We start from the raw sequence: 935 nt of genomic DNA, 5'->3' as shown, positions 1-935 counted from the left end.
CTTGGCCGATCACCTAGAGCACCGCTCACTTCATCTAGATGGGTTAGATACATTGGTTCTGGATGAAGCCGACCGTATGTTGGATCTTGGTTTTGCGCCAGAGTTACGCAAAATTCATAATGCAGCAAAGCATCGTCGCCGCCAGACTTTGATGTTCTCAGCCACACTAGAGCATTCTGACGTTAATGAGATCGCCTCAGAAATGTTGGATACCCCTAAGCGCATTTCGGTGGGTGTTTCAAACCAAGAACATAAAGACATTACTCAGAAATTCTATTTATGTGACCACCTAGATCACAAAGAAGCTATTTTAGATAGAGTGCTCGAAGAGGCGGAATACAAACAAGTTATCATCTTTACCGCGACTCGTGCTGACACTGAACGTCTCACTGAAAAGTTGAATGAGAAGAAGCTTAAAGCCATTGCACTCAGCGGCAGCCTAACTCAGCCTCAGCGTAACACTATCATGAGTCAGTTCGAGCGTGCTGTATTCAAGGTTCTAGTGACAACCGATATCGCTTCGCGCGGGCTGGATATTTCTAATGTGACTCACGTAATTAACTTTGATATGCCAAAACATACCGAAGAATACGTTCACCGTGTTGGTCGTACAGGCCGAGCTGGTAGCAAAGGCGATGCTGTATCTTTGGTTGGCCCTAAAGACTGGGACAGTTTTAAGCGCGTAGAAATGTATCTTCAGCAAGATCTTAGTTTCTCAGTGCTCGAAGGCTTGAAGGGTAAGTTCAAAGGCTTAAAGCCTGCGAAAAAAGATTACCGTGGTGGTAAAGCGGATAACAAAAAAGCTAAGCCTCAAGCGAAGAGAACACCAAAGAAACCGGTTAAGCGTGATAAGAGCTTTCATAATAATGTGGCCGTGGGTGACACCGTATTTATTCCTAAAAAGAAAGTCGCTCCTAAAGTGGATGACGAGTAAA

General features: G+C 44.6%; 1 protein-coding gene. It reads left to right on the top strand.

The genetic code is table 11. The annotated features are described in order from the left end of the window. Positions 1-934 (top strand): DEAD/DEAH box helicase (locus tag ACP45E_RS19330; RefSeq protein ID WP_069585447.1); only part of this gene is annotated, 934 nt, incomplete at its 5' end. Position 935 lies beyond the last annotated feature (1 nt).

This window comes from Vibrio genomosp. F10 str. 9ZD137 (assembly GCF_049974785.1).
Classification (GTDB): Bacteria; Pseudomonadota; Gammaproteobacteria; order Enterobacterales; family Vibrionaceae; genus Vibrio.
Note: the sequence above shows the minus strand (reverse complement) of the source record. Positions and strands in the feature narration are given on the sequence as shown.